This window comes from Planococcus sp. FY231025, from assembly GCF_052078085.1.
Taxonomy (GTDB): Bacteria; Bacillota; Bacilli; order Bacillales_A; family Planococcaceae; genus Planococcus.
Genome location: NZ_JBQJJG010000006.1, coordinates 64,923 through 86,798, shown reverse-complemented (window position 1 = coordinate 86,798; position 21,876 = coordinate 64,923). Strand labels below are relative to the sequence as shown.

Genomic DNA, 21,876 nt, shown 5'->3' with positions numbered 1-21,876 from the left:
GCAAGTTGGTCGAAGGCAGTTCGATCAACTTGTTTGCGACGAAGCAGCGAAGCGATGCAACGCCCTTTCATGTCTCGAAGCTAGCGCAGCGATGCAGAGACAGGAGCACCGGTTTTGCCTGCGGGATAGCGAAGTGCCGAACTAACTCGGACGCTAGTCCGAGTTAGTTCGGCGCGAGCCCGCGGAAAGCGTCCGCCTGAAGTGGAGGATCTATTGATTACTTCCTTCTTGCCGAAGCGTTCAGAGATGAAATCCTGAATGATCAAGCGCGGCTTTCCTGCGCCCGGACTTTTGTTGTGGCATTCTTCGCGCTGACGTCTTTGACCGCCCAGATGGCAAGCAAGGATACGAGCGCCGTGAAGATGATGTAGAGCGCGACCGGCACGTAGGAATTATTGAACTCGGCAAGCAGCGCGGTTGCGACCAGCGGTGCTGTCCCCCCTGCGACTGCCGCCCCAATCTGATAGCCGAGCGAAACGCCGGTGTAGCGGACTTTCGCATCGAAGATTTCCGAGAACATCGTGCCGAGCACGGCTGTGATTGGCGCCCAGATAACGCCAAGTGCGATGACGGTTGCAAGAATCAGCAACGCAACAGAACCTTGCTGCAGCATCCAGAAATACGGGAATGCGAACAGCGCCATCGCCACGGTGCCGGTGATGTACAATTTCTTGCGGCCGACCTTGTCCGACAGGTGGCCCATGATCGGAATCAGGATGGTCGTGACCACTGTCGCAATCATGACTGCGGACAGCGTCGCCGTACGCGTGAAACCGAGATTAGCTGTCGCGTAGGACACAACGAATGTACTGAAGATGTAAAACGGCGCCGTTTCCACGACTTTCGCACCGATTGTGATCAATACAGCGCGCCAATGATATTTGAGCGTTTCGACAATCGGCAATTTCGGAATTTCGCCCGCTTCTTGTACGCGCTTGAATTCCGGCGTCTCGTCGATGCCTTTGCGGATCCACAAGCCGAATACGACAAGCAATGCGCTCAGGACGAACGGCACGCGCCATCCCCAAGTCATGAACGAAGCTTCCGGCAGAAGCGTCATGATCCACAGTGCCAAGGTCCCCATGACCATCCCGATGGTGACGCCCATCTGCGGAATGCTGCCGAACAGGCCGCGGCGTTCCGGCGGTGCATATTCAGTGGCAAGCAGGAGCGCGCCGCCCCATTCTCCGCCGATTCCCAATCCCTGAATCAGACGAAGTGTGATCAATAGGATCGGTGCTGCAACACCGATTGCCTGGTAAGTAGGCAATAGCCCCATGGCGAACGTTGCAAACCCCATCAAGCTGAGCGTCAAGACGAGCGTCTTTTTGCGGCCGATGCGGTCGCCGATATGGCTGAATACGATTCCGCCGAATGGACGGATGAAAAATGATAAGGCAAATGATGCATAAGCTAATAAAAGGCCGACCGTCGGATCCTCGTTAACGAAGAACAGCTGGTTGAAGACGAGTGCCGCCATCGTGCCGTACAGGAAGTAATCGAACCATTCGATCGAGCTTCCCACCAGGCTCGCGATAAGAATGCGGCGCATTTGTTTGTTGGACATCCCAAATCCCCCTTGTTGAATAAAATTGAAGTGTGGCTTTAATTTTCACTCCTGTTTTCGATATTAGACATTTATCAATTTTCTGTCAATACGGGAAATGTGCCTATTTTTTCATTTGCATGGATTTTATTTAACGTTAAGATAAGGGTATACCGCAAAGAAAAGCGAGGAACCGGTTATGGCAGAAAGCCCTATCTCCACCACGTTGAAAAAACTTCGGAAAGAGCGCAAGCTGACGCTGAAAGAACTGGCCGAACGGACCGATGTTTCCATCAGTTTCCTGTCGCAGGTCGAGCGCGGAAAGTCAGGTGTCACGCTCGAATCGCTCCGGAAAATCGCGGATGCGCTGAATGTCGCACCAAGCGCTTTTTTCTCCGGCAGTACTGAACAGGAAGATTGGGCGGGGCGCCTCGAGCTTTTCCATTACAAGGATTTATCCGAAGGCATCCAGGAAGCGGATTTTTCGCCGATTCTGGTGACGCTGCAGCCCGGCGAGAACAAAGGCAGCGCCTTTTCGCATAACGGCTATGAGTTTCTATTCGTCACGGAAGGCATGCTGACTGTCGAAGTCGACGGCAAGCAGTCTGAACTGGCGCCGCAGCAATCGACGATGTTCGATGCACGGAAAAAGCATTATTGGTTCAACTTGACGGATCAGCCCGTCCGGTTTTTAGTCGTATCATCTAAAATGAAGTAAAGGGGCGATTTGATGAAACAGCTGCACAACCCATTGGCCGATCCGTTTTTCGACGGACTTGACGGTCCGCTACAGGAAACGGCGCGGAAATTGCGCGAATTGATCTTCGAAGCGTCCGACAACATGGTGGAAGAAATCAAATGGTCGAAGCCGAGCTATTCACACGACGGGCTTGTCTGCTATCTGCAGCCGGCGAAAACCCACATCAACTTCGGCTTCTACAAAGGCGCACAGCTAGAGGACCGGGGCGGCCTCCTCGAAGGCGACGGCACGAAAATGCGCCACATCCGCATCAAGCGCACCGCCGACATCCAGCCCGAACCGTTCAAGAACCTGATCTGGGAAGCGATTGAGTTTAATAAAAAATGAAAACACCTTTGCGGGTGTTTTTTTATTGTTCGGGGGAGAGGATCTTGGAATACGCTCAACGCAGGTTAAAATATGCACAGCAAAAGTTATAATACGCACAACGATTCAATAAATACGCTCAGCAAATGTTAAAATACGATTCTGCAGAAAATCTCCCGAGCAATGAAAAAGAAGCCCGATCCGCAATGGATTGGACTTCTTTTTTAGTATCTGTACTTTTATTAAAATCCGTTCAGTCCTCATCTTCCTGATGAATCAGCTTTTCACCGGCATGTTCCCCGCCGCTTTTATTCGCGACGGCTTCGAATGTGACCGTCTGGCCGGGGCGCGATGGGGCTTTGCCGTATTCGTAGTCGGCTGAGACGGTGATGCCCGTGAAGCCGACCTTCTCGAGCAGATCCTTGAATTCGTCGATGCCGTACCAGCGGATCGGGATGCGTTCAAGTTCGGTATCGACGAGGCTGCCGGCGTGCCATTTCTCGTAGCGGTTCTGGCCGACGGAATACTGTTTGACCCAATCGACTTCGACTTTTTTCGATTCCACTGTAATGACCTCGCCTTTTGGGGTCGTCCAGGTCCGGACGTTTTCCCGGTAGAGCTCGATGTTGCCCGGCAGCATCACGTCGACGATCAGCTTGCCGCCGTCCAGCAGGTGCTTAAAGAAGTTATGGAGCGCCTGAATCGCCGCTTCGCGTTCGTGCATGAGCAGGAACGTGCCGGTCGGGATGATGATGGCGCCGTAATCGCGTTCGCTGTCGAACGTTTCCATCGACGCTTCGAATACGAGCGGATCGAGCCCGCGCTCACTGCAATTGGTCCAGCAGATTTCAAGCATTTCGGTCGACATATCGAAGCCGTCGACGTCAAAGCCCTGTTCGAGCAGCGGGATGAGCATGCGCCCGGTGCCGACCGCGGGCTCGAGGACCGGACCGTCGCACTCGAGGAGCCGCTCTGCGTAATATTCCACATCGCCGAACGAACTGCCGACCGGCTTGTCCAAATCATAGACTTCGGAAGATAATTTACTGTAATAGCCTAACAATGGAGTTCCTCCTTTTTTTCCGTCACGCCCGGTGGCGCTTCAGCGCAAAGATGTTCAATGTGATGAAAACGGCGGCAAATACCGCTAGGGCCAATAAATCCCCTGCGATTGCATCGAAGCCGAGCCCTTTGTACATGACCGCCTTCAGAGCGTCTGCTGCGTAATAGATCGGCATGACTTTGCCGATGGCCTGCAGCCAATCCGCTAAGCCTTCGACCGGGAAGATGCCGGCGAAGAAAATCTGCGGCACGACGACAAGCGGGATGAACTGGACCATCTGAAATTCGGAAGAAGCGAACGTCGACAGCAGAATGCCGAGCGACAAGGCGACGAGTGCCAGCAGCAGGTTGATGAGCAGAACATGCCAGACCGAGCCGGCGAGCACGACATCCAGGACGAAAATCGAAAACGCCACGACGATGACGGTCTGGATGACAGCGAACAAGCCGAAGCCCGCCAAATAGGCAGTGATAAGCTCGCTTTTGCGGATCGGCGTCGCCATGAGCCGCTCAAGCGTCCCCGACACCCGCTCTTTCAAAAGTCCGATGCCTGAAATCAAGAACACGAAAAAGAATACGAAAAAGCCGATGAGCACCGGGCTCAACACATCAAAAAACACCGTGTCTTCGCTGCCGTAAATATAGTCCGCTTCGGCCAATCCGGCCGGCGGCATCCCCTGGCTGAAACTCTGCATTGCGGCTGTCTGGCTGACCTTGGCGAGCAATGCTTTCGCGGTGCCCGGTTCATCGTTTTGCAGCGTCAGCTTCAGCCCGCCGTCCTCCGAGACAAGCAAACCGTCCAAATCGTTGTCGATGACGTCCTGAAGGTCCGCTTCGTCAAAAGCGATCACGTTGATTTTCTGTTCTTCGAGCGCTTCGGCCAGCCGCTCGTCGATGTCCACGGCACCGAGGTCCGGCACCACGGTTTCCCCGCCGAAAAAGAAGTACATCAGCGTCAGGATGAAAAGCGGCGCCACAAACAGCAGCGCGAGCGTCCGCTTGTCCCGCAGCAATTGCTTGATGATGCGCTTGATGACTGCAAGGACCCTCATGGATGCTCCCTCCCCGCCTTCAGGAACGCTTCTTCCAGATCCGCAGCTCCGTATGCCGCTTTCAGCTCCGCAGGCGTACCGGTGGCCAGGATCCGGCCGTTCCTCACGAGCGATACCACATCGCACCGTTCCGCTTCGTCCATGACGTGGGTCGTGATGACGATGGTTTTCTGGAATTCCCTTTTCAACTCGAAAAACTCATCCCACACCGTCAGCCGGAGTTCGGGATCCATCCCGACCGTCGGTTCATCCAGGATCAGCAGGGCCGGGTCGTGGACGAGCGCAATCGCGAGCGACAGGCGCCGTTTCATGCCGCCCGAATAGGCCACGACTTTTTTGTCGAGTTCGCCGGTCAGGTTGACGATATTGGCGACGTATGCCTGCCGCTTGCGGCTCTCCGCTTTTTTCATCGGGTACAGCGACGCAAAAAACGCCAGGTTCTCCCGCCCGGTCAGTTCAAGGTACAGTGCATCGGATTGCGCCATATAGCCGATCCGCTCAAGCATTTTCAAATTCGGCATCTCGGCATCGAGCACGCGGATGGAGCCGTCGTCGGCAAGTGTGAGGCCGATGATCATTTTGACCAGCGTCGTCTTTCCTGAACCCGAGGGCCCGATCAGCCCGTAGATCGCCCCTTCCCCAATGTTCATATCGACATTTTCAAGGACCTGCTTTTTGCCGTAACGCTTGCTGACTCCCTGCAGGTTGACCGCATCCTTCATGGAAATTCCCCTCTTCCCGGAAATGAACGCCTTGCACTTTGGTAAATCGGCAATACGCAGCCGCTGAAATCCGTTTTTCTTTTCGCCTTGCTTAGCTTTCATTTTACACATTTTGTCCTAGAAGAGGAGTCCATTCCCGAAAATTATCAGAATTGTTTTATTAGTTATCATTATTGCGTTATACTGAGGTCAAGAGCTCACGACGAAAAGGAGGAGCCCAATGTGAAGATTGCGGTGTTGTCGGATATTCATGAAGGGTTGAACCGGAAGAAGACGGAATGCGATATTTTGGGGCTGCTGGCCGATTGGATCCTTAAACATGCGCCGGATATCTTCATCATCGGCGGCGATATCGCAGCCGATCCGGACAAGGCACTGGCCGCTTTGAACCGGCTTCAGAAGGCGGTCCCCGGGACGCGGTTATTGTTTGTCAACGGCAATCACGACATCTATGCGCCGGACTCCGATGCGGCCTATGAAAAGCTGCTGCGCTTCCCCGGAAATCTGGGGAACGGGCCGGTGGAACTTGCGAACGGCTGGGTCATCATCGGCGACGGCGGCTGGTACGATTATTCATTCGGCGTCGACGGCTTTTCTGAAGAGGAATTTGCGGCCGGCACCTACAAGGATTACCACTGGCCGGACATGAAATACGCCCATTGGCCGGAGTCCGATGCGGAAGAGACCCGCCGGTCGCTCGAACGGCTGGAAGCTTGGCTCCAGCAATACGAAGGCAAGAACATCATCCTGGTGACGCATGTCATCCCGTTCCGGCATTATTTGCGCGTCAAGAACATCGGCAGCTGGGATTTCTTCAACGCCATGATGGGCAGCGAACGCTACGGCGAACTTGCGCTGAAATACGGTGTGAAAAAATACATCTTCGGGCACATCCACCTGCGCTACCACGAAACGTACGAAGGAATCGAAGTGATTTGCAATCCCCTCGGCTATTACCCTTCCGAATGGCTGACCGATTCCGCCGAAGAGGAAATCGCCTCCACGATCAAAATGATCGAGATCGATTAAAACTTCGCAGGAATAAAAAAACAGCCGCCGGCACCTTGCCGGCGGCTGTCTCGTTACATTTTCGCTGCGCAGTACTGGTAGATTTCCGCTGTGACAAGGCAGTCACCGAGCGCATCATGCGCGTTGTGCTCCAATTCAAGAAATTGCGAAAGTGTCCCGAGTTTATGGTTCGGCGTTTCGGTGATCACTTTTCGCGCCAGGCGCACAGTATCAATGACCGTGTATTCGGGAATCGGCGTGATTTCTTCAAGGGCATACAAAAAGCCCATGTCGAACGGCGCGTTGTGCGCAACGATCGGCAGCCCTTCGATGAACTGAATCAATTCATGCGCGATTTCCTCGATGACCGGTGCGTCCTTGACGTCGTCATTCGTAATGCCGGTGATGCGCGTGATCGTGCTGGAGATATGGCATTCCGGGTTGACGAGCAGGTACATCGTGTCCTCACGGTTGTGGCCGATGTACTTGACCGCCCCGATCTGGATGATCTTATCGCTGCCCGCTTTCAGGCCGGTCGTCTCGAAATCGAGGACGACGTAATTCTCTTCGATCTTCATGCTTGATTTATATTTTTTCGGCTGTGCCGGCGCTTGCCTTCTGCGCCACGGCGGCCGTGTTTCTCTCAGTTTCTGGTCGATGATTTGATTGGGATCTCGTTTATCCATACTGTCCCTCCTTTTTTCGGTTCCCTCTATTGTACCGAAAAACGTTTAACTTTTCCTTTTTGAGGCTATATAAAGAGTAGTACGATTAAAAGGAGGAACTCATCATGGCAGAAGACAAAGGATTTGGCGATAAACTTAAAGGCGCAGTCAGCAAAGGCAAAGGCGAATTGAAAGACCAAGTCGGCAATGCTAAAGGTGATTCAAATCTCCAAGCTGAAGGCAAACGAGACAAAGCCAAAGGCAATATCCAAGACACAATCGGCGACATCAAAAAAGGGTTCAATAAATAATGGTAAACTGAACCCCCCTTGCAGCATCGGCTGCAAGGGGGGTTTTTTCAGGTTTCATTATTCCATTCATCCGCCAGCACGCCGTAGACGACGTGGTCGACGTAGTGGTCGTACAGCCATTCCGCCTGCCGGATGGTGCCTTCCTGCACAAAGCCGAGGCGTTCGGGAATGCTGCGGCTTTTCAAATTGCCGGCAGCGCAACGGATTTCGACTTTATTGAGCTTCAGCTCGTTCAGTGCATAGTCGGTGAGCGCCCGGGCGACGCGCGTCATGATGCCGTTGCCCTGGTAGCTTTCGCCGAGCCAATAGCCGATCTTCGCAATCCTGTTCGAGCTGTCGATATCGTTGAAGCCGCCCATGCCGACGATTTCCCCTTTGAAGACGATCGCCACACCGAGCGACTTGCCTTCTGCGTAATTGCCGCGCCCGGACTGGATGAAACTTTGGGTGTCTTTGAGTTCCGTGGTGAAATCGAGCCACGGCAGCCATTCTTTCAGGTAAGCGCGCGAACTGTCGGTCAGTTCGAATATCCGTTCCGCATCCCGCAGTTCCGGCAATTTCAATGATAATTCGTCGTCAATCCGATGTATAAACATATGGTAATTACCTCCTATATTCTAATTCTATCGTAGCATAATTACTTTCTGCCGAAACTATTTTTTAAAAATTCCGCCTCTAGATAACTAGAGATATTCCTCTATTTGGGTGTACACTGAAGGCAATAAAAGCGGCTCTTCCCTTGCGGAATTTACGAATCTGGCAGAAAGGAGACGGACGCTATGCCCGTTGCTGGTTTTATTCCCCTTATGCGGGAAGACCCTCGCTACGGCTTGTTTTTGCTGATCCATATCGCTTTGCTCGCCCTGGCTTTCCTATTGGTTTTCTACACCCGGCGCATCGGCTCGACAGTGGAAAAAGTCAATTACGCGAATTTCCTGGCGCGGCTCCTCAAAGAGCAATTCAATAGCGGCGAAATCACGGAAGAGGAATACCGGCGCAGCATGTGTGAGCTCGAAGACACCGCCCGCCGGCACTTAATGCACAGGAACCACCGAAAAGAATAATGGAGGTGAGAGGCATGTGGAATTATGGACCGAATTCCGGCGGAAACGCCCTGATGTGGTTCGGTATGATCTTCGGGATCATCGTCTTGCTGATTTTCCTGGCTTTGATTGTTTGGCCGATTGCGTATGTAAGCCGGAAAAGCGCCAACGGCAGCCGGGCGCCCGAATCGAGCCGGGCCGTCGACCTGTTGAAAGACCGCTATGCCCGCGGGGAGATCGGCACGGAAAAATACCGGGAGCGTCTGCTTGAACTCGAAGACGATAAACGCGGGTAGCCGGTAAACCCAGATGCACCGACTGTTTTGAAATGTGCAGTTTCTGTGGAGTTCTCCATTTTCCGTTTAGCTTCCTTTTCACCGGGAATGAGAGGAAGGAAGCTTAAAATCTGAAAATGGAGGTTTTATTGATGGCACATGAACAACATGCAGAACTGATCAAAGCCTTGCACGATTGCGCGGCGGAATGCAACCACTGTTTTGATGCTTGCTTGCAGGAAGACGACGTGAAGATGATGGCCCAGTGTATCCGGCTCGACCGAGAATGCGCAGATATTTGCGCGTACCTGGAACATGCGATTACCCGCAACTCTCCGTTTGTTTCCGAACTGGCGGCAGTGTGCGCGACGATTTGCGAAGCATGCGGAACCGAATGCCAGAAACATGACCACGACCATTGCCAGCGCTGTGCAGAAGCCTGCTTCAAATGCGCAGAAGCTTGCAGAAGCGTTGCTTAATGCATCCATCCATGCAAAAACCCCTCCATCGCGGAGGGGTTTTTTCGTGTTTTTGCGTTGGGATGCTTTTATTTGTGTCCATTTCATTTTATTTGCGTTCAACAAAATTCGACACCAAAATCGGAGCCCCAAACCCTTTGGTTTCATGCTTTTCGCGCCGCGAAAAGCGCCCTTTCTTTTGGCATTCTTGTTTTACGCTCGCTTGGAGAAATTTACGCGCGTTCGCGAAGGCGTTACGCTCGTTCAGCGGCCGGTTATGCTCATTCAGAAAAAGTTGCGCCATTCCCCTCCCCTAGCGCGCCGACAGCACGAGCAGTTCGGGCTTTTCAAGCAGTTCTTTGACGCCGCCCATGAACCGGCCGACGGGTTCGCCGTCGATGATGCGGTGGTCGAACGTCAGCGACATGCCCATCAAGTGGCCGATGCAGATCTCGTCACTCACCACAATCGGTTGTTTCTTGATCTGGTGGACGCCGAGGATCGCAACTTCCGGATGGTTGAGGATCGGCGTCGCGTACCAGCCGCCTCCGTTGCCGGTGCTCGATACGGTGAACGTGCTGCCAGTCAGTTCCGACGGGGCCAGTTTCCGCTCGCGCGCCCGCTGCGTCAGCTCCGCGATCTCCGCCGCAATCTCGAGGACGGATTTCCGGTCGGCGTTTTTGATGACCGGCACAAGCAGCCCCTGTTCGGTCGCGGTCGCGATGCCGATGTGGATTGCCTCGTGATACCTGATTTCCATATTCTCCTCGTCGACGGAGGAATTAAAGACCGGGTACTTTTTCAAATTCTGCGTGACGGCTTTGATGACGAACGGCAAATATGTGAGCCCTTCCGCATGCGGCAGCAAGGAGCTCCGCAGCGCGACCAGCGCCGTGGCATCCACTTCATCCATGCCGGTGCACATGACGGCGTGCTGCTTTGCCGCGGTCATCCGGTTGAAAATTGCCCGGCGCGTACCCGTAATCGGCTCGGTCCGCGCTCCCGCATTTTCAGCAAAGGCCGACCGTTCCGGCATCTTGGACACCGGTGCGGCTTGTGCGGTTCCGGGAACTTGGCCAGCGCCCACTCCCAGATGCCGCTGCAGATCCGCCGCAAGAATCTTCCCGCCTTTTCCGGTCGGCGCCACCTCCCGGAGATTGACTCCAGCATCCCGTGCCGCTTTCCGGACGGACGGCGCTGCCAAGATCCGCTCCCCATGCTTCCGTTCCACCCGGTGCGACACGGGGACCGCCGGAAGCTCGATCGCTTCCGCCGCTTTTCCATGCGCCCGTTCATCCGATACATCCGTGAAAACGACAAGCGTCTTGCCGACTTTCACCTGGCTCCCTTCCGCTCCGCCGAGCGCTTGGATGGTGCCGCTGACCGGCGCGGAAATCTCGACGACCGCCTTGTCGGTCCCCACTTCGACAATGTTTTCATTTTCTTTCACTTGATCTCCCGGCTGCACTAGCCAGCGGACGATTTCCGCTTCGTGCAGCCCTTCTCCGATATCGGGCAGCGTAAAATTATAGGTCGGCATACCGTTCCTCCTGTCTCCGGTTTTATTCGTCCAAAATGGCAGTCAACGCTGCACTGATGCGTTTTTCGTTTGGCAGCCAGTCTTCTTCGACCATCGCCGTCGGGTATGGGGTATCAAAACCTGTGACCCGCAGGATCGGCGCGGACAAGCTGTAGACCGCCTTCTCGCTGATGATCGCCGCCACTTCCGCGCCGACGCCGCCGGTTTTCACCGCTTCGTGGACGATGATGGCGCGCTCCGTCTTTTCCACAGAAGCTACAATCGTTTCTACATCAATCGGCGAGACGGTGCGCAGGTCGATTACTTCGACCGACACTCCCTTCTCCCGTTGCCACCGTTCGGCGACCGCTTTGGCGGTATGCACCGGCGGCCCCCATGTGATGATCGTGACGTCGCTTCCTTCACGCACGACGTTCGCCTTGCCGATTTCGATCGTGTAATCCTCTTCCGGCACTTCTTCCTGGAAAGCCCGGTACAGTTTCATCGGCTCGAGGAATAGGACCGGATCCGGGTCGCGGATGGCCGCAGCCAAAAGCCCTTTCGCATCGTACGGCGTGCTCGGCATCACCACTTTCAACCCCGGTGTATGCGCGAACAGGCTCTCCAGACTGTCCGAATGCAGCTCCGGTGCGCGGATGCCGCCGCCGTAAGGCGCACGCACCACAAGCGGGGCAGTCCGGGTTCCGGCTGAGCGGAATCGCAGACGCGCCGCCTGTGCCGCCAATTGGTCCATTGTCTCGTAAATGAAGCCCATGAACTGGATTTCCGCGACCGGCCTCAAGCCTCTTGCCGCCATGCCGATGGCTGCACCGACGATTGCCGATTCCGCAATCGGCGTATCGACGACGCGCTTTTCGCCGAACTTTGCATACAGCTCATCGGTCGCCCGGAACACGCCTCCGTTTTTGCCGATGTCTTCACCAAGCAGGAGAACCCTTCCGTCCTGTTCCATTTCATATTGCAGAGCGCGGTTCACGGCTTGCACCATCGTCATCATCGCCATGAATATTCCGCCCCTTTCACATCAAGCTGCTGTTCTTCGAGTTGCTTGGTCTTCCGCTCGAAGACGTTCTCGAACACGTCCGCGACCTGGCTCTTCTCTTCAGCGAGCGCAATATTGAACGCCTCGGTCACTTCCTCGTCCGCCTGGCGGAACAACGCGACGTCCTGCGCTTCATCCCAAATGCCAAGCCCGGTTATGTACCGCTTCATGCGCTCCAGGGGATCTTTCTCGCCCCATTGCGCTTCTTCGTCCGGCAGCCGGTATTTCGCGGGATCGTCCGCCGTCGTATGCGGCCCTTGGCGGAACGTCACCGCTTCGAGGAGGACGGGCTCGCCGCTGCGCGCTTTTTCAATCGCCGCTTTCATCGTCTCGTAGACCGCCACGGCGTCGTTGCCGTCAACGCGGATGCCCGTGATGCCGTAAGCGAGTGCTTTCTGTGCAATCGTCGTGCTCGCCGTCTGCTTATGGATTGGCACACTGATCGCCCATTGGTTGTTCTGGACGACAAAAACAACCGGCAATTTATAGACGCCCGCAAAATTCAGCGCTTCGTGGAAGTCGCCTTCCGATGTGCCGCCGTCGCCGATATAGGCGATGCTCACGCTGTCTTCGTCCTGGTAGCGGCTCGCCCAGGCGCCGCCGACTGCATGCAGGCATTGGGCGCCGATGATGATCTGCACGGGAAATACGTTTGCCTGCTGCTGCGCAAGCCCTTCGAGATGCCCCATCGTGTACAGGAAGAAATTCGACATCGGCATGCCTTTGACGAGCGATACGCCGATTTCCCGGTAGCTCGGATACACCCAGTCGCCCTCCCGCATGGCGAATGCGCTGCCGATCTGTGCCGCTTCCTGCCCCTGCAGCGGAGCATATGTACCGATGCGCCCTTGCCGCTGGAGTTTCATTGCCCGCTGGTCGAACGTCCGCGATTTCGCCATCCATCCATACATTTCAATCAATTCTTCATCACTTATGCTGAAATCATCGCGCAGCACCTTGCCCTGTTCATCGATATAAGCCGTTGTTTCGATTTGAAGCCCTTGTTGTTGAATCCACATTTCCTGACCTCCCCAAATGATTTTTGAATAAATTTTATTTTCTGTTAATTAATTGTATAATAGATTGACACGGTGTCAACTTCTCTTTTCCGGATTTTTCATTCCATCATAAAAAACCTTCCGCAAGGGAAGGTTTTATTTGAAAAGGCCGTATGTATACAGTTCCACAATATTGTGTGCGATTTCTTCAGCGGACTTTACGTTTTTGCCGAGTGCGATTTTCCAGACGTATTTCTCGGCCGGGTAATACAGCGAACCGGCGATGACCAGCGAATCGTAATGGGGATTGCGGCTGAGCCCTTTCGCCTTTACGATGTCGACGTTTTTCGCGATGCGGGCGATAAAGCGCTCCGTGATCTCATCCCAGCGGACGCGGACCATTTCGGAATGGCCGAACGCTTCGTAGAACAGCGCCAGCCAGTCGCGGTGAAGCGATGCCAGCCCAAGAAAGCTCTTCGTGTTCGCCAGCGTGAAACGGAACGCTTCCTCTTTTGACGTCGGGGTGTATTCGGCAGTGGCGATTTCATAAAAGTCGCCCATGATGTCTTCCATAATTTCCAGCAGCACTTCGTCCTTGCCGGCCGGAAAATGGGCATAGACCGTGCCGTAGCCGATTTTTGCGCGGCTTGCAATGAGCGATACCGTCGTTTCTTTATAGCCGTTTTCGCTGAACGCTTCCCGTGCCGCCCCGAGAATCTTTTCCCGCGTCCGGCCGCCGCGCTCCGTCATGCCGTCCTTTTTCGCCATTGCCATGTCCCCACCCCCTAAGTGTCATTATTTTAGCATAAAGCGGTTTTTGATAGAAAAGAAAATTCTGCGCGGCGCTTCCAGCCGACGAAAAACGGCACCAGAATCGCGGGGATTCGGGTGCCGTCTTTTGTTATTCCGAGCTTCAAATTCAGTTGCCGCTATGGCCTTCGCCGGAGCCATGCCCGTTCTTCATTGCTTCTTTCGCTTTCGCCATCGCTTCTTCAGCAGCGCGGATTTCCTCGTCCGATACGTCGCCGACAACCAGCTGCTGCGTCGGCATCGTATGCATCCCTCGCGCCGTTATGTGCGGGATGAAATAATAGACGCCTTCTTCGCCGAACGTGTGCTTAACGGAATAAACGCCGTCTTCCACATCCGTATAATCGATTTTCACGCTTTCGTCTTTCTTGCCGGCTTCGAACACTTCGAACTTCACTTCATCCGCATCGTCCACCGCATCACCGCCTTGCGACACATATGCTTCGAGCGTCCATTCGCCCGTTTCGCCTGCCGCTTCGGTCAGCACTTCAACTTCCAATGGATGCACTTCCTGCTCCGCAGCCGAGGCGCTGTCCGCGCGCTCCTCTTCCGCGCTGCAGCCAGCGAGCAGCAAGCCGAACGCACCCAAAACCAATAACTTCTTCATGAATAAACCCTCCATTAAACTGAAATTGTTCCAATACGATCAGCTTAATGGGCAATTGTGAAACGCTTGTGAAATAAACGGAATAAAATTGTTCTGACAACTCAAAAGAGGCATGGCTCGATTGGCGCCATGTCTCTTTTCATCCAAACTTTCCATGCCCAGCCGGAATCAGCTCAGCTCGGCGAGCGGCAGCCGGACCTCGACCTGCGTGCCTTCGCCTTCTGCCGACGTTACGTTCAGGCGGCCGCCGTGGAGCTCGGCAATCTCTTTGACGATCGACAAGCCGATGCCCGCCCCGCCGCCGTTCCGGGTGCGGCCCCTTTCGGCCCGGTAAAAGCGCTCGGCCACATGAGGCAAATGCTCCGCCGCGATTCCCGGTCCGGTATCGGTTATACGCAGCACGGCTTCGCGGCCTTCTGCTTCGAGGCGGACCGTGATCGCACCGCTGTCCGGCGTATAGGCAATGGCGTTGTCGAGCAGATTGACCACCACTTGCAGCAGCCGGTCTTCGTCGCCATAGACGAGCACTTCTTCGTCCAGGGCTGCTTCGAGCCTCTGATTTTTCCCTTGCCATTTCACGGCGGTGTTTTCGATGCCCGAGCGCACGATTTCACTCAGCGGCAGCAGGTCATGGGCCATGTCTCCGCCTCCGCCTTCAAGCTTCGCCAAATCCAGAATCTGGCTGACCATGCGTTCCATGCGCTCCGATTCCCGGTACAAGATGGCCGCGATTTGCAGCTGGTCCGCACCGGGCTCTTGCAGCCATTCGCTATAGCCTTTCATATAGCTAAGCGGCGTCCGGAGTTCATGGGACAGGTTCTGCAGGAATTCGCGTTTCTTCTCATCTTCTTCGCGGATCGAAGCGGCCATCGCATTGAACGAACGTGTGAGGTCGCCAACTTCATTGTTTACAGCGGGTGCCGCTCTGCCCTCAAAACGGCCAGCCGCCATGGCGTCCGAAGCATTCCGCAGCTCCACCACCGGCCCGATGAATTCCTTCTGGATGCGGCGGCGGATGGCGTAAAGCGCTGCGAGCGCAAGCGCCCCCGATGCGAGCAGGACCGGCAACACATTCAGGAATGCCTCGCTGAGTTCCGATACCGGCCGGTACGCGAACACGAGCGCCCGCAAATTCCCTTCCTCGATGACGGGCAGCGCCACCCCGATCAAATCCGCATCGACATAGGCGTTGCGCCGCTCGACGACCACCGCTTCGCCTTGCGACAGCTTTTCGCGCTCTTCGAAATTGATGATGACATCCCCTTCCGGCGCTTGCAGCGGCAAGGCCGCCCCCAGCACCATCGGATCATCGATGGCGAGCGCGTCGAATCCCGCGCCTTCCAAAAAGGCGAGGATCCGTTCGAGTTCGGCTGCGTCACCCGCCACATACGCCTCGCGCAGCGCTTCGGCCAAGTCGTAGAGCTGTCCGCGCTCCGCTTCGACGTAAACTTCGTCATAGACCGAATATGCGACAAACAGCAACAGCGCGATGCCGGCGAATGAAATCCCGGCGAACAGAAGCCATAATTTCGTTTTTACGGAACGGTAAGGCTTCATCGCTTCACCAGCTTATAACCGAGGCCCCAGACGGTCTCGATCGCCCCGCCTGCTTCACCGAGCTTGATCCGCAGCGTCTTGATGTGGGTGTCGACTGTCCGCGTAGTGACGTTATATGCCTGTTCGCCCCATAGCTTCTCCATCAATTGCTCGCGGGAAAATACCTGCTCCGGATGCTTCAGCAAAAACGCCAGCAGATCGAATTCGCGCCGCGTCAGCACAACTGGGGAACCTCCGACCTTCACCGTGCGCATCTTTTCGTTCAGCGCGAGGGGACCATTTGTCCATTCCTCTTCCGCGTCCGGGACCATTGCCCGGGTGCGCCGAAGGATCGCTTCAATGCGCGCGAGCAGTTCCTGTTTCGAGAACGGCTTGACCATGTAATCGTCCGCCCCTGCCCGCAGCCCTTTCACTTTGTCCGCTTCGCTTCCGGCAATGGCCGTCAGCATCAGGATCGGCACGGACGTGAAGCGTCGGATCTCGGCACAAGCGGCAAAGCCATCCATGCCGCCCATCATCACATCAAGAATAACAAAATCAACCGGCTCCGCCTGCAAACGGCGGATTCCCTCTTCGCCGCTTGCTGCCGCCGCGACGCTGTAGCCCGCACCTTCAAGCATAAGCCGCAGCAGATCCTGCATTGTCCCTTCATCATCAATCACCAGGATTTTCATCATCTTCCCCCTCCAGCACCATCGCGTGCGGCCCGGAAGCCGTCGGAATCTCTTTTGTAACCGTAAAGCTTTCGGCGTCGATTTCCGTGACCACATCGGCGTCCATGCTGCTGACGTATAATTTGCCGCCGGACAGGACCGCGTAGTACGGATTGTCGCCCACGGCCACTTTGCCTTCCGGCTCGAGCGTTTGTCCGTCCAGCTTCACGACGTCGTGCGATCCATGGTTCAGCACGAAAAGGTCTCCGCCGCCCGCGATGATTTCAACCGGCATCAGCCCCGTCTTCACGGTTTGGACCGTCTTTTCCTCATCAAACGAATAGCGGTAGACGCTGTCGTTCAGCGTGCCGTAAGGGCCGTGGCCCCCGACGACGATGCCGCCGTCGATTACGGCGATGCCGTTCGGCCGGCCGATGATGTCGAGGCTTTCTTCCACCGCCATGGTTTCCGTATCGATCGCCTGCACCGTATGGCCGTAGACATTCGTCACATACAGCTTCGTTCCGTCTACAGCCATTGAATGCGGATGGCTGCCGGTTTCTGCGGTTTCTTCAACAGCGAACGGCGCCAGCGCAATCCGGGAAATCCGATTGGCATCCGCATACGCCGCATACAGCTTGCCGCCGGCATACGCTAACTTCGTGATGCCTTCGCCCGCTTTGCCGAGCGGTTTCAACTTCTGCGTCTCCAGGTCGAGCGCATACAGTTCGTCCTCTTCTTTAGCAGCGAGCACAAGGCGTCCGTCCGCCATCACCATGTCCGAGGCGATGAACGGCAGCTCGAGCTCCGCCTGCACTTCTCCGTTGCCGATGACCGTCAACACCGGCTCTTTAATATGCGACACGAACAGCTGGTTCTCGCCTTCCGGCCAGTCGTAGCTCTCCCCGGAACATGCTCCGAGCAGCAACATGAGCGCCGCCGCACCGAGCGCCCCTATTTTGTGTTTCATTCCAATCATCCTTTGCTCCATCATGTGGAAAGTATACAACGGAAATGCGAAATCCATGTGAAGTTCCGCTCAATTTCCACGGAAAATTGCGAAATGGCGCTAGACGGTTCGGCGAATAAAACCGAAACACTTCAGCAATAAAAAAAGACAGCCCAAATTGCAGGCTGCCTTCATTTGCCATCGCGTTTCTTTGCGTTCAACAGGATTTATTTGCGTTTAATTGATTTTATTTGTGTTCAGAAGTTTTTATTTGCGCTTAAATTTTTTTATTTGCGTTCACGGCCTGTTTCTTTGCGTTCAACAAAATTCGACACGAAAATCAAAGCCTCCTCCTTCGATTTCCTGCTTTTCGCTCCGCGAAAAGCGCACTTCTTTGGGTGGGCTAGGTTCTACGCTCGTTCAGAAATTTTTACGCTCGTTCAGAAGATTTTACGCTCGTTCATAAATCCGTTACGCTCGCTCAGAACCATTTACGCTCGTTCAACAAAATTCGACAATAAAAGCCGCGCCCCGGTTCAGCGCAGCCCCTTGTGGTTCACCCATTTATAGCCGATGCCCCACACCGTCAGGAAATGGTCATCGATCGGAAAGCCGGAATGGCGGACTTTCTCGCGGATGTTGCGGACGTGCGAGTCGACCGTGCGCCCTTCGGTTTCCGAGTTGAATCCCCAGATAAGTTCGAGCAGCCGGTCCCGTTCGAACACTTTGTTCGGGTGCTTCATGAGGAGGCCGAGCATCGCGAATTCCTTCGGCGTCAGCCGAATCGGCTCCCCGCGGTACGCCAGCTCGAAGCGGTCTTCGTCCCACACGAGCCCGTCCGTCTCAAGCCGGTTCACGGGTCCGCTCCTGCGCAGCAAAGCTTCCATCCGGGCGAGCAATTCCTCTTCGCCGAACGGCTTGGTCATGTAATCGTCCGCGCCGAGGCGCAGGCCTTTGACGACGTCTTCCTCCTGCTCGCGCGCCGTCAGCATGATGATCGGCACATTCGAGAAGCGCCGGATTTCGCGGCATACTTCCCAGCCGTCCATCTCCGGCATCATGACGTCGAGGATGACGAGGTCCACCGGCTCTTCTTCCAGGAGCGCGAGCGCTTCCCGGCCGCTTTGCGCTTTCAGGCACACGTAATGATGCGGCTTCAAATAAAGCGCCACGAGTTCGAGCATCCGTTTTTCATCATCGACCAGCAACACTTTCCGCACTGCCATCCCCCCTTTCCAGCCGGATCGCTGCCACTGTGCCCGATCCAAGCTTGCTTTCGATTTCGATCACGCCGCCGTGCAGCTTGACGATCTCCTTGGCGATTGCCAGGCCGAGCCCGGAACCGCCGCTGTCGCGCGACCGTGATTTTTCGACGCGGTACAGCCGCTCGAAGACATACGGCAATTCCTCCGCCGGAATCCCTTCGCCTTCGTCATGGATGCGGATGACGACTTTGCCGTTTTCTTCCGTGCAGCTCATCGACACTTGCGATCCCGCCTCCGAATGCTTGCGGGCATTGTCGAGGATGTTCAGCAGCACCTGCTGGATGCGTTCGGGGTCCCAATACACCAGTCCTTCGCTTTCGCAATCCACTTGGAGCCGGATATGGTCGCGCTCAAACGCCGGTTTGACGAGCGCGGCGGCCGACTGCAGCAGTCCGCCGACATCGACCGCTTCCCGCTTGATTTCAAACTGGAGCCGGTCGAGCTTCGCCAATTCAAATAAATTCTCGATCAGCCGCGCCAAATGCGCCGACTCCTCGCGGATGATGCCGACATATTCCTTCCGCTCGCTTTCGTTAAGTTCCGGCCGGCCTAAAATATCCGCATAGCCTTTGATATAGGTCAGCGGCGTCCGCAATTCATGCGAAATCGCCGCGAGAAATTCATTGCGCGCGTTTTTCAGGCGGTCCAGGTCCCCCGACAAACAGGTGATGGCGTTCGCCAGTTCCCCCAGCTCGTCGTTCCGGTCCGTCGACAAATCGACGCGATGATTTCCCCGGCTCAGCTGTTCCGTCGCTTCTTTCATGCGGATCAACGGCAAAGTGATGAACCGCGACAGCAGCAGCACCGTCACCACCGTCAACAGCACGGTGATCAATCCGGCTGCAAGAAACTGGTTCTGCAGCCCTTTCACCATGCGTTCGATGCCGGCCGTATCCGAAAACATGAAAACATGTCCAGCATGTTCGCCGCCGATCGTGATGGGGCTGTCCGCCGCAATATAACGCTTGTCATCCCATTCTTTCTCGATCACTTTGCCTTCAGGCGATTCCGAATCGTAGTCGATGTGGCCGAGCACTTCCAGCATTTCCGGTTCCAAGGGATCGGAATTGATGAGGATCTCCCCGTTTTCGTCAGTGATCACTGCAATAAACGCTGATTCCGCTTCCATCATGCCGACATGTTCGAGCGTCATTGGCTCGAAATTGTCGGCAAGCACTGCACTATGGGTCTCGCCGCGTGCGAGCAGGCTTTCCATCACTTCATCGACCCGCTGGTTGACGAGCGTCGCGTACAGCGTCGCAAACAGCAGCGCTTCGATCAGCAGCAGGAAGACGAAAAACAACAAGCCGATTTTCAATGAGAGTTTATTGAACATAAGCACCTCTTAAAGGCAACCCCGTTGCCGGCGGTTTTATTTGACTTGCCCGTCTTTCATGATCTGAGTCCATTCGGCCCCTCGGTCGCCGGAAATGAACGCCTGTCCTTTGACGGTGTAGATTGCCAGTTCATCCGGCTTCTGGGCGATGTAAAGAACGCCGTCCTCCGGCAGTTCCGGCAGCGGCAAGGTTTCCTTTTCGCCGCTTTCCAAATTGTATTCCACCAATTCCGAGACCGTTTCATAGCTTGCGTAGTACAGAGCGTCTTCGCTGAATGAAAGCGCCGTGCCGAATTGTCCGTCGCTTGTCAGCGCCTTGAACGAATCGCCGCCGTCTTCCGACAGGTAAACGCCTGTCGATGTGGCCGCAGCAATCACTTGCGAATCATCCGGATGCATCGCCAGGAAGGACAGTTCGCCTTCCAGCCCTTCTGCCGCCGTTTCGGTCCAGTCTTTCCCTTCGTTTTCACTGCGGTAGAATCCAGCGCCCATGCCGGAATTCGGCTGCGGATTCATAACGAACATGTGATGGCTGCGGTAGCCCACCGCCATTGCATGGAAATCCGTCTCGCCCTGGAAGCCCATATGCTCGAGCGAACGCCCGCCGTCCATGCTGCGCTGGATGCCGATCGGGTTCATCATGCCGGAGCCGTGCCCCGGATGGCCCGATGTGTAGAAGCCGCGGTCCACTGCGTTAAAGCCCATATAATCGTTGTGCATGCCGTCCGTTTCAAACCATTTGCCATCGCGGTAGATTTTCAATCCTTCGTGCGAGGCGAAATACAGCCCGTCGCCTTCAACGTAGCCCAGGCCGTGCACGTGCTCGAGCGTACCGCTGAAATCCACGACAAAATCATCTGCTTTCAGGCTGTCCGGAGCCGCCTCTTCTGTTTTAGTTCCAGTTCCGCCCTCATTCTCCGCCGGTTCCGGTTCGCTTTCGTTTTCAGCCCCGCAGCCTGCAATGATCAACGCCGACAGCGAGACCGCCATCCATAACTTTCTGTTCATGAGAAATTGCCACCCTTCCGTATTCTGCTCCCTCCATTATACCGGAAAACTTTCGATTTTCTGTGCAGACGCCTCTGCACATATTCTGCACAAACGCTGGGTATAGTGGAAGGACACTAACAGCGAGAGAGGGATATCGATGATAAAGAAGAAATTTCAACTTAGCGCCTTATCAGCCGTTGCAGCGTTCACGCTTGCAGCATGCGGCGATTCCGGCGAACCGCAGATGACCCAGGAAACCGAAGTCGAAGCTCCGGAAAAAACGACTGAAGATGCCAGCCATGGCGACCACAGCACGATGGACCATTCCGGTTCCGGCGAGATTCCGGAAGGGCTCGAGGAAGCGAGCGATCCGACCTATCCGAAAGGCAGTACTGCCGTGATCACCGCTGACCATATGGACGGCATGGAAGGCAGTGAAGCGACGATTGTCGGTGCATTCGATACTACGGTCTACGCTATCACATACACGCCGGAAACCGGCGGCGAACCGGTCGAGAACCATAAATGGGTCATCCATGAAGAACTTGAGGACCCTGGCAGCGAACCGCTCGCAGCAGGCGATGAAGCCGTCATTGCAGCCGACCACATGGAAGGCATGATCGGCGCGACTGCCACGATCGACTCGGCCGAAGAGACGACCGTCTACATGGTCGATTTTAAAACAGCCGACGGCCAGGAAGTCACCAACCACAAATGGGTGACCGAAAGCGAACTGGCAGCCGAATAAACCCAGAAACCCCCGTGCCGAAAGAATGGCACGGGGGTTTTGTATGCAGCGCTAGTTTTTTGTCCGGCGATGTTCTATGAGCGGTTGTTGGAATTCTATGAGCGGTTTTCCGAATTCTATGAGCGGTTCCGGAAAGTCTATGAGCAGTTTTCGGAGTTCTATGAGCGGTTTCC

Annotated in this window: 25 protein-coding genes; 8 read left to right on the top strand and 17 right to left on the bottom strand. The window is 55.3% G+C overall.

Features of this window, described 5'->3' with window-relative positions; all coding sequences use genetic code 11:
* Positions 1-262: 262 nt before the first annotated feature.
* The gene (locus tag ACTL32_RS09845; protein ID WP_441341305.1) at positions 263-1,567 is read right to left on the bottom strand and encodes an MFS transporter; all 1,305 of its coding nucleotides are present in this window, start codon (positions 1,565-1,567) and stop codon (positions 263-265) included.
* A 178-nt stretch (positions 1,568-1,745) separates the two neighbouring features.
* On the opposite strand from ACTL32_RS09845, the gene ACTL32_RS09840 reads away from it, so the two are divergent.
* Positions 1,746-2,264: a helix-turn-helix domain-containing protein gene (locus ACTL32_RS09840; RefSeq protein ID WP_441341304.1), complete on the top strand. Its 519-nt coding sequence runs from the start codon at positions 1,746-1,748 to the stop codon at positions 2,262-2,264.
* A gap of 12 nt (positions 2,265-2,276) precedes the next feature.
* On the top strand, positions 2,277-2,633 hold the full coding sequence (locus tag ACTL32_RS09835) for a DUF1801 domain-containing protein (RefSeq protein WP_441341303.1): 357 nt from the start codon (positions 2,277-2,279) through the stop codon (positions 2,631-2,633).
* Positions 2,634-2,865: 232 nt separating this feature from the next.
* Here the strand turns inward: ACTL32_RS09835 and ACTL32_RS09830 are convergent, their stop codons facing one another.
* From ACTL32_RS09830 to ACTL32_RS09820, 3 genes are read right to left on the bottom strand one after another with little or no spacing between them, the layout of a single operon-like run.
* A complete protein-coding gene (locus tag ACTL32_RS09830) occupies positions 2,866-3,675 on the bottom strand; it encodes a class I SAM-dependent methyltransferase (protein ID WP_441341302.1) in 810 nt (269 codons plus the stop codon).
* A 22-nt stretch (positions 3,676-3,697) separates the two neighbouring features.
* A complete protein-coding gene (locus ACTL32_RS09825; protein WP_441341301.1) occupies positions 3,698-4,726 on the bottom strand; it encodes an ABC transporter permease in 1,029 nt (342 codons plus the stop codon).
* Positions 4,723-5,448: an ABC transporter ATP-binding protein gene (locus ACTL32_RS09820; RefSeq protein WP_441341300.1), complete on the bottom strand. Its 726-nt coding sequence runs from the start codon at positions 5,446-5,448 to the stop codon at positions 4,723-4,725. Before ACTL32_RS09820 ends, ACTL32_RS09825 begins: the two co-directional genes overlap by 4 nt.
* A 222-nt stretch (positions 5,449-5,670) precedes the next feature.
* Between ACTL32_RS09820 and ACTL32_RS09815 the strand changes: the two genes are divergently transcribed.
* Positions 5,671-6,477 (top strand): metallophosphoesterase, encoded by an 807-nt coding sequence (locus ACTL32_RS09815; protein ID WP_441341299.1) that lies wholly within the window; start codon positions 5,671-5,673, stop codon positions 6,475-6,477.
* A gap of 53 nt (positions 6,478-6,530) precedes the next feature.
* Here the strand turns inward: ACTL32_RS09815 and ACTL32_RS09810 are convergent, their stop codons facing one another.
* Complete coding sequence (locus tag ACTL32_RS09810; RefSeq protein ID WP_441341298.1) at positions 6,531-7,142, bottom strand: 3'-5' exonuclease; 612 nt, start codon at positions 7,140-7,142, stop codon at positions 6,531-6,533.
* 104 nt (positions 7,143-7,246) lie between these two features.
* Between ACTL32_RS09810 and ACTL32_RS09805 the strand changes: the two genes are divergently transcribed.
* Entirely contained in the window at positions 7,247-7,432 is a 186-nt protein-coding gene (locus ACTL32_RS09805; RefSeq protein WP_441341297.1) for a CsbD family protein, read from the top strand.
* A gap of 47 nt (positions 7,433-7,479) precedes the next feature.
* Here the strand turns inward: ACTL32_RS09805 and ACTL32_RS09800 are convergent, their stop codons facing one another.
* Complete coding sequence (locus tag ACTL32_RS09800) at positions 7,480-8,028, bottom strand: GNAT family N-acetyltransferase (RefSeq protein ID WP_441341296.1); 549 nt, start codon at positions 8,026-8,028, stop codon at positions 7,480-7,482.
* 183 nt (positions 8,029-8,211) lie between these two features.
* Here ACTL32_RS09800 and ACTL32_RS09795 point away from each other — a divergent pair, with 183 nt between their 5' ends.
* From ACTL32_RS09795 to ACTL32_RS09785, 3 genes are all read left to right on the top strand, one after another.
* Positions 8,212-8,496 carry a hypothetical protein gene (locus ACTL32_RS09795; protein WP_441341295.1) on the top strand — a complete coding sequence of 95 codons (285 nt, stop codon included), beginning with the start codon at positions 8,212-8,214 and terminating at the stop codon, positions 8,494-8,496.
* 14 nt (positions 8,497-8,510) lie between these two features.
* A complete protein-coding gene (locus ACTL32_RS09790; RefSeq protein ID WP_441341294.1) occupies positions 8,511-8,771 on the top strand; it encodes an SHOCT domain-containing protein in 261 nt (86 codons plus the stop codon).
* A gap of 131 nt (positions 8,772-8,902) precedes the next feature.
* Positions 8,903-9,229, top strand: coding sequence for a four-helix bundle copper-binding protein (locus ACTL32_RS09785; RefSeq protein WP_441341293.1), 327 nt, complete (start codon positions 8,903-8,905; stop codon positions 9,227-9,229).
* Positions 9,230-9,521: 292 nt separating this feature from the next.
* On the opposite strand, the gene ACTL32_RS09780 is transcribed toward ACTL32_RS09785, so the two are convergent.
* From ACTL32_RS09780 to ACTL32_RS09730, 11 genes are all read right to left on the bottom strand, one after another.
* Entirely contained in the window at positions 9,522-10,748 is a 1,227-nt protein-coding gene (locus ACTL32_RS09780) for a dihydrolipoamide acetyltransferase family protein (protein ID WP_441341292.1), read from the bottom strand.
* 22 nt (positions 10,749-10,770) lie between these two features.
* Positions 10,771-11,751 (bottom strand): alpha-ketoacid dehydrogenase subunit beta, encoded by a 981-nt coding sequence (locus ACTL32_RS09775; protein WP_441341291.1) that lies wholly within the window; start codon positions 11,749-11,751, stop codon positions 10,771-10,773.
* On the bottom strand, positions 11,742-12,809 hold the full coding sequence (pdhA, locus tag ACTL32_RS09770; protein ID WP_441341290.1) for a pyruvate dehydrogenase (acetyl-transferring) E1 component subunit alpha: 1,068 nt from the start codon (positions 12,807-12,809) through the stop codon (positions 11,742-11,744). The genes ACTL32_RS09775 and pdhA overlap by 10 nt, the downstream gene beginning before the upstream one ends.
* Positions 12,810-12,944: 135 nt before the next feature.
* Positions 12,945-13,562, bottom strand: a complete 618-nt coding sequence (locus tag ACTL32_RS09765; RefSeq protein ID WP_441341289.1) for a TetR/AcrR family transcriptional regulator — start codon at positions 13,560-13,562, stop codon at positions 12,945-12,947.
* Positions 13,563-13,707: 145 nt separating this feature from the next.
* Positions 13,708-14,205 (bottom strand): FixH family protein, encoded by a 498-nt coding sequence (locus ACTL32_RS09760; protein WP_441341288.1) that lies wholly within the window; start codon positions 14,203-14,205, stop codon positions 13,708-13,710.
* A 168-nt stretch (positions 14,206-14,373) separates the two neighbouring features.
* Positions 14,374-15,762, bottom strand: a complete 1,389-nt coding sequence (locus ACTL32_RS09755) for a sensor histidine kinase (protein WP_441341287.1) — start codon at positions 15,760-15,762, stop codon at positions 14,374-14,376.
* The gene (locus tag ACTL32_RS09750) at positions 15,759-16,439 is read right to left on the bottom strand and encodes a response regulator transcription factor (protein WP_441341286.1); all 681 of its coding nucleotides are present in this window, start codon (positions 16,437-16,439) and stop codon (positions 15,759-15,761) included. Before ACTL32_RS09750 ends, ACTL32_RS09755 begins: the two co-directional genes overlap by 4 nt.
* Positions 16,417-17,385: a YncE family protein gene (locus tag ACTL32_RS09745; RefSeq protein ID WP_441341285.1), complete on the bottom strand. Its 969-nt coding sequence runs from the start codon at positions 17,383-17,385 to the stop codon at positions 16,417-16,419. The genes ACTL32_RS09750 and ACTL32_RS09745 overlap by 23 nt, the downstream gene beginning before the upstream one ends.
* Positions 17,386-17,900: 515 nt before the next feature.
* A complete protein-coding gene (locus ACTL32_RS09740) occupies positions 17,901-18,590 on the bottom strand; it encodes a response regulator transcription factor (protein WP_441341284.1) in 690 nt (229 codons plus the stop codon).
* Positions 18,559-19,965, bottom strand: coding sequence for a sensor histidine kinase (locus ACTL32_RS09735; protein WP_441341283.1), 1,407 nt, complete (start codon positions 19,963-19,965; stop codon positions 18,559-18,561). The genes ACTL32_RS09740 and ACTL32_RS09735 overlap by 32 nt, the downstream gene beginning before the upstream one ends.
* A 36-nt stretch (positions 19,966-20,001) precedes the next feature.
* Entirely contained in the window at positions 20,002-20,973 is a 972-nt protein-coding gene (locus ACTL32_RS09730) for a F510_1955 family glycosylhydrolase (protein ID WP_441341282.1), read from the bottom strand.
* A 139-nt stretch (positions 20,974-21,112) separates the two neighbouring features.
* Here ACTL32_RS09730 and ACTL32_RS09725 point away from each other — a divergent pair, with 139 nt between their 5' ends.
* Positions 21,113-21,703 carry a YdhK family protein gene (locus ACTL32_RS09725; RefSeq protein ID WP_441341281.1) on the top strand — a complete coding sequence of 197 codons (591 nt, stop codon included), beginning with the start codon at positions 21,113-21,115 and terminating at the stop codon, positions 21,701-21,703.
* The last annotated feature ends 173 nt before the right edge of the window (positions 21,704-21,876 follow it).

Coding starts and splice junctions, on each gene's coding strand:
- ACTL32_RS09845 (WP_441341305.1), bottom strand. CDS start 1,567: ATGTCCAACAAACAAATGCGCCGCATTCTTATCGCGAGCCTGGTGGGA.
- ACTL32_RS09840 (WP_441341304.1), top strand. CDS start 1,746: ATGGCAGAAAGCCCTATCTCCACCACGTTGAAAAAACTTCGGAAAGAG.
- ACTL32_RS09835 (WP_441341303.1), top strand. CDS start 2,277: ATGAAACAGCTGCACAACCCATTGGCCGATCCGTTTTTCGACGGACTT.
- ACTL32_RS09825 (WP_441341301.1), bottom strand. CDS start 4,726: ATGAGGGTCCTTGCAGTCATCAAGCGCATCATCAAGCAATTGCTGCGG.
- ACTL32_RS09820 (WP_441341300.1), bottom strand. CDS start 5,448: ATGAAGGATGCGGTCAACCTGCAGGGAGTCAGCAAGCGTTACGGCAAA.
- ACTL32_RS09810 (WP_441341298.1), bottom strand. CDS start 7,142: ATGGATAAACGAGATCCCAATCAAATCATCGACCAGAAACTGAGAGAA.
- ACTL32_RS09805 (WP_441341297.1), top strand. CDS start 7,247: ATGGCAGAAGACAAAGGATTTGGCGATAAACTTAAAGGCGCAGTCAGC.
- ACTL32_RS09800 (WP_441341296.1), bottom strand. CDS start 8,028: ATGTTTATACATCGGATTGACGACGAATTATCATTGAAATTGCCGGAA.
- ACTL32_RS09795 (WP_441341295.1), top strand. CDS start 8,212: ATGCCCGTTGCTGGTTTTATTCCCCTTATGCGGGAAGACCCTCGCTAC.
- ACTL32_RS09790 (WP_441341294.1), top strand. CDS start 8,511: ATGTGGAATTATGGACCGAATTCCGGCGGAAACGCCCTGATGTGGTTC.
- ACTL32_RS09785 (WP_441341293.1), top strand. CDS start 8,903: ATGGCACATGAACAACATGCAGAACTGATCAAAGCCTTGCACGATTGC.
- ACTL32_RS09780 (WP_441341292.1), bottom strand. CDS start 10,748: ATGCCGACCTATAATTTTACGCTGCCCGATATCGGAGAAGGGCTGCAC.
- ACTL32_RS09775 (WP_441341291.1), bottom strand. CDS start 11,751: ATGGCGATGATGACGATGGTGCAAGCCGTGAACCGCGCTCTGCAATAT.
- pdhA (WP_441341290.1), bottom strand. CDS start 12,809: ATGTGGATTCAACAACAAGGGCTTCAAATCGAAACAACGGCTTATATC.
- ACTL32_RS09765 (WP_441341289.1), bottom strand. CDS start 13,562: ATGGCAATGGCGAAAAAGGACGGCATGACGGAGCGCGGCGGCCGGACG.
- ACTL32_RS09760 (WP_441341288.1), bottom strand. CDS start 14,205: ATGAAGAAGTTATTGGTTTTGGGTGCGTTCGGCTTGCTGCTCGCTGGC.
- ACTL32_RS09755 (WP_441341287.1), bottom strand. CDS start 15,762: ATGAAGCCTTACCGTTCCGTAAAAACGAAATTATGGCTTCTGTTCGCC.
- ACTL32_RS09750 (WP_441341286.1), bottom strand. CDS start 16,439: ATGATGAAAATCCTGGTGATTGATGATGAAGGGACAATGCAGGATCTG.
- ACTL32_RS09745 (WP_441341285.1), bottom strand. CDS start 17,385: ATGAAACACAAAATAGGGGCGCTCGGTGCGGCGGCGCTCATGTTGCTG.
- ACTL32_RS09740 (WP_441341284.1), bottom strand. CDS start 18,590: ATGGCAGTGCGGAAAGTGTTGCTGGTCGATGATGAAAAACGGATGCTC.
- ACTL32_RS09735 (WP_441341283.1), bottom strand. CDS start 19,965: ATGTTCAATAAACTCTCATTGAAAATCGGCTTGTTGTTTTTCGTCTTC.
- ACTL32_RS09730 (WP_441341282.1), bottom strand. CDS start 20,973: ATGAACAGAAAGTTATGGATGGCGGTCTCGCTGTCGGCGTTGATCATT.
- ACTL32_RS09725 (WP_441341281.1), top strand. CDS start 21,113: ATGATAAAGAAGAAATTTCAACTTAGCGCCTTATCAGCCGTTGCAGCG.